We start from the raw sequence: 4,979 nt of genomic DNA, 5'->3' as shown, positions 1-4,979 counted from the left end.
GTCCAACACCGGCCCGGCAAAGTCACTGATGAACGTGCCCAAGTCCAGCGACACATTCTCCAACACAAACCGCGGCGACCCGCCGAACGTTGCTGTCGCACCACTTGCGGTACTCAACTTGGCCTGGGCAAAGGTTTGGTCGTAGTGAATCGTGGTCGAAAGGTCCGGGAATTGGGCACCGGCCCCCAGCTCCAGCGACGCGTAGACGTCCAAATCCGCTTCGGCCGTCAATCGGACTTCGACGTCCATCCCTTCGAAACCTCCGGGTCCGATCAGCGTCATCCGACCGTCGTTGCCCTTGTCGATCAGGTCGATGTCGAAGGATCCGAACAGCCCCGTTTTTTTTCCGTCGTCGTCGGGATTGTCGACCAGCACGCCGTCAACCATGATTTTCGGCACGACGTCGGTCAGTTGCAGTTTGATGAACCCCAGCGTCGCGGCGACCGACGCCGGGTTGGTTACATCATCGGTCAACGTCACTTCCAATCCCAGTGAAAACTCTTCGCCCGTCGGCGTCACGCCGCTGGTATCGAGGTACATCCCATCGGACTTGCTGAATCCGAATCCGAACGACAGCAGATAATCCAGCTTGGCGCGGATCTTGGCGTCCGACTCAAATCCCAAACCGAGACCGGGAATCGCGCCCTCGAAATCCAGGTCGACCGCTTCGTTAAAAATGTCGCCGCCCAGCAGCAGGTTGAACTGAATGAAATCGTCATCGAAGACCAATTGAATGTCGTCCGCACCGGTCACCGGCGTGACGCCGATGAAATCCCCGCCGGCGTCGTAGACGGGAGTTTTGAGCAGACATTCACCGGTCCCGTTACAGAACGCGTTAAAGATTTCTTCACGCAGCAGGTCGACGGTTGATTGGTTGCGCGCCACGCCGTCATACAGTCGCCCCAGGATCCCCGAGGGTTGGTCCAGTGTGTGGGTGCCTGTTCCCTGGCTGGTCAGGTCGATGAACTCCAGCGGCGATTCGGGCGGCCGTGGCAGCGTTGGATCGTCCAGTGACAGCTTGATCGTGTCGGCAGAGATAACGGTGACGAAGTAGGGCGTGTTGTGAACCAGGCCCAGAATTTCCGTGCCGGCATCACCCTCGTGCATGTAAACGACGATGTCGCCATCGGCGAGCGTGCCGCCGCTGACCGTGATCGTGTCCTCACCGACGTCGACACCGCCGACTGTAAAGCTGACCGCGCTGGCGTCGCCGAGCAGATCCGTCTTCAGGTCAGTTAAGAAGGCTGGCGCGTCCTGGAGCGCGTCACCGATCAGCGGCAATTCCAGCGGCTGCAAGTACTCGCGAATTCCCGTTTCGGTGGCATCAAAGAACGCGTCCAGCCCGTCGATGATCGCGCGGGGATCGTTCAGCAGTGCGAAGATGTCGAACAGTTTGGCAAAGTTCAGCCGCGGCGTGGTGAAGTTCAGGTCGTAATCGTTCGGCCCGGTGAAGGTGCCGTCGACGTGCAGTACATTGTCGGGGATGCCGTCGGAATCGAGGTCTGATGCGCTGCCGCCTAGCGGAAAGGATGCGGTTGGGAAGTAGAACGGCAGGTCGGCGTTGACGCTGCCGACCAGATCGACATTCCAGAGACTCGAATCGCCCGCCAAGTCACTGACTTTATGAAAATGATCTTCGCTGTCTTCAGTCAGCGAGATCTGGCCGACCAAATCGGCGTTGACCGTCGCATCGATGATCGCCAAGCTCAGCACGGGATCGCCGTTGAGCGTGATCGATCCGGTCACATCGATCGGTGCCAGGGTCTCGACGACAAACTTGTTGAAGGTGATCTGGCTATCGTCGTAGATCACGAAGCTCGGGTTGCCGATTTCACTCAAATCGAACGTGAAGTTCAAATCAAAGTTGATATCGGCATCGACGAACACGCGGCCGTCGGTATCCAGATCCAGACCGATGCCTTCGTCACCGGTCAGCACATCTCCGAGTCCCGGCAGATCTTCCAAATCGAATGCCAAGTCATAGTTCCCGCCAAACGCCTTGGCCATGCTGAAATCAAAGTCCAGCACCGATTCGCCGTATTCCAGATCGATGCTCTTGTTGGCGTCGTACCGAGCCAGGATATCGCGATCGGCGATGCGAGCATCAAAGATGGCCGGATCGACCAGCGATCGAGCCACTTCCGCATCGGTAGAATCTCCGGATAGCATCGTCGTCGCCGGGTACGGCATCCTGGCCTGCAGATGGGTGCGCGACAACGCAATGGTCTCCGCCGTCGTCAGCGTCGTGCCCGGATTCGCCTCAGCGTAGCCACTTACGAAGCTCGCCACGAAATCACGGTCGGCTTTCCAAAGTTCCACCACTTCGACACCAACCAATGCGGTGGCGACACCCAGGTCGGTCGAATCACCGTTGAGCCCGAGGCTGCGCAACTGGGCGGCCGCGTCTTGGAGGACCAGAGAAGAGCCTGAAACGATGTCACGGTCGGCTTTGACCTGCGCGACCTCGGCCGCGCGGGCGAAGGTGTCATTGATCTCCGTATCGGTCGCGTCGGGAGCGACACCGATTCGAGCAAACAGGATCCGCGCGAATTGTTTTTCTTCGTCGGTTGCCGCGACGTCCAGCAAGACGTCGCGGTTTTCGATCGCGAGATCAATGATTTCCGTGGCGTCGAATAGGCTGTCGATTACGGCGTCGGTCGTCGACCCGTCAAACCCGAACTGGCCGAGCGCATTCCAGGCGTCGGAAAAGACGGGGTCGGAGGCGACGAGATCACGAAGCGTAATCGTGGACGGCAGCAACGTCGGATCGGCAAGCACGGTCGCGATCTGTTCGTCGGTCGAATCCCCCGTCAATCCTTCGGTGGCAAGTCGATCACTAGCCGCGACCACCTCGCGATCGAGAATCAGACTGTCAAAGCCGGTACGGTGATTCTTGACCGCCAGGGCGATCGCCAAATCATCGTCGGTGGACTGCGCGGTCAAGCTCGTCGACAGTGCGACGATGTTGTCATACGCCACGTCAACTTCTTCCCCGCCGATGTTCAAACCCAGCTTGAGTGTGCTGTTGATGGCCTGGTTCAGGTCAATTTCAAAGCGGTTGATATCGGATAGTTCGCCGCGAACGGTCTGAATGCCGTTGGCAATGGCGTCGACCACGTTGACCGCACCTTCGCCGAGAAGATCAACGGCGCTCTGATTGATGAAGGGTAGCGGTTGATATGCGATCCCGTCACTCGCTATGGCGCCGCGGAGAATGTCTTCGATGCCCACAAGCGCTTGGTCGAGCGAAATTTTCGTCAGATTTTCGAGCGCGTCAAAATTCGGTCCCTCAAAGTTTAGGGTGTCCGGGATCATCTGAAAGAATTGAACCGCGGACAGATTTTCGACGGCCAGTGCCGGATTGCGAAGCTGCCCCGGTTCGGCGTAATTCAGCGATCCGTTGATATTGCCAACTTCATCGATCAGACCGGCCAAGGCGCCTTGTAATTTGAAGGGAAGGTCGATCTTGTAGCTGCTTTGGGGATCGAAGCGAGGCGACCCGATCGAGAGACCACCGGCCAGATCGGCGACGCCGAATCTGCCTTCGGTCGGGAGCACCATGCCGGCTTGAAAGAAGATCGTGCCGTCATCAATGCCGACGCCAATTCCTCCGACGACTTGGTCGTCGTTGGGTGGTGGAGCCTTCGGACCGACCATCATCGACACATTCAGCGGTTCGTCATGGTCAACGGTCAGACGGGCGACCAGCGTCGGGTCTTCGACATAAAACTCATCACTGAGCGGATCGATTCCGAATCCGAATCGCAGATCGATCGCGGCTTCCAGATCCAGCTGCGTCGGCATGTCCAGCGACACGAAGCTCGTAAGATCAAGGCCGAGATCTTTCAGGAAGTCCAGATTGATGTCGGTACAACTCGGGGCCGTACCGCCGAAGCAAATTCCAGTGCTCGTCAGTTCGACGTTGGCTTCGAACTCCGTCAACATATTCGACGGTGCGAGGTTGACATGGAGGACGTCTTGCAAGGCGGAATCGACCGACAAGAAATCAACGTAGGAAATGTCATTCGGGGAAGCAAACACGTTCTCGACGTGTTGACGAATCGTGTTGCTGACGGTCGTTCCGATCCCGGTTGACGCCCACAGACTTTGCAGGCCCGTCGAAATAAACGGCAGCGGGATCACATCCTCGATCTCAGCGCCGATCGCAGTGCCAAGATTCTCGGTCCAGGTCGCAAACTGCGACAACCCATCGAGCAACGTGACTTGATCGGAAACAGGCGGGGCGGCCGCAGGTACCGAAGGGTCATCCAGACTATCGCCTGATGCCTCGCCGCCGACAGCTGGGATTTGATTGGGATTCTCTTTTGTCCAGCCGAATTGACTGCGGTCGATCGCTGCCGTTAAACCTGTAAGTTGAAGCTTCAAAAGAGCGCCACCCGCTACCACCGGCTCGGTCGATTGAGCATCTCGCTGCGCCTGTGTCAACGCCTCCGAATAGAAGTAGACCTTCTGTACTCCGGCGGTATGCGTGCCGAGCCATACTTTCTCACTTTCCCACTTGTTGAAATAGAGATTGCTGCCATCAGCAATATTAACAACGTAGTTTCTCCCCTTATAAGGGGAATCGCTGAAGTCGAGTGGATTGATCGTGAACGCAACATCATTGGGTACAAAGAAAATGGATCCTTCGCCTGGCAATTCGGTTGGCAGGTCAATTCCGGCACCGACTGACGCGGAGGAAAAGACTGTATTGATCCGCCATTCATCAACGTTGTCAACAATGTCTAGTTCATTCGGAATGTTCGGAACAGCAATGGACCGATTCATCGCACCGGACTTCAACTCGACTTCATTGCCAATTTGGTCCACTTTCCCAGACTTGATCGTAAACGTCACCGCCCACTTCTTCGGTGACGTCGATTGCTCGGTTACCGTGACAACGAAGTCGGGTGCGAGGGCCTCGATGGCTGATTGGATGCCATCGCTCGTAGAGTTAAAGAGCAACCTGCCCGAGTCGG

At 57.2% G+C, this 4,979-nt stretch carries 3 protein-coding genes; 2 read left to right on the top strand and 1 reads right to left on the bottom strand.

The window, feature by feature from the left end; all coding sequences use genetic code 11:
• A partial coding sequence (locus ABX749_RS21485; RefSeq protein WP_372897787.1) for a hypothetical protein occupies positions 1 to 4,386 on the bottom strand: 4,386 nt, incomplete at its 3' end.
• On the opposite strand from ABX749_RS21485, the gene ABX749_RS21480 reads away from it, so the two are divergent.
• Both ABX749_RS21480 and ABX749_RS21475 read left to right on the top strand, forming a co-directional pair.
• Positions 4,375 to 4,692 (top strand): hypothetical protein, encoded by a 318-nt coding sequence (locus tag ABX749_RS21480; protein ID WP_372897786.1) that lies wholly within the window; start codon positions 4,375 to 4,377, stop codon positions 4,690 to 4,692. The genes ABX749_RS21485 and ABX749_RS21480 overlap by 12 nt on opposite strands.
• Before the next feature lie 82 nt (positions 4,693 to 4,774).
• Positions 4,775 to 4,979 (top strand): hypothetical protein (locus ABX749_RS21475; RefSeq protein ID WP_372897785.1); only part of this gene is annotated, 205 nt, incomplete at its 3' end.

Origin of the sequence: Stieleria sp. (genome assembly GCF_041595215.1) — a bacterium.
GTDB lineage: Bacteria > Planctomycetota > Planctomycetia > Pirellulales > Pirellulaceae > Stieleria > Stieleria magnilauensis.
Note: the sequence above shows the minus strand (reverse complement) of the source record. Positions and strands in the feature narration are given on the sequence as shown.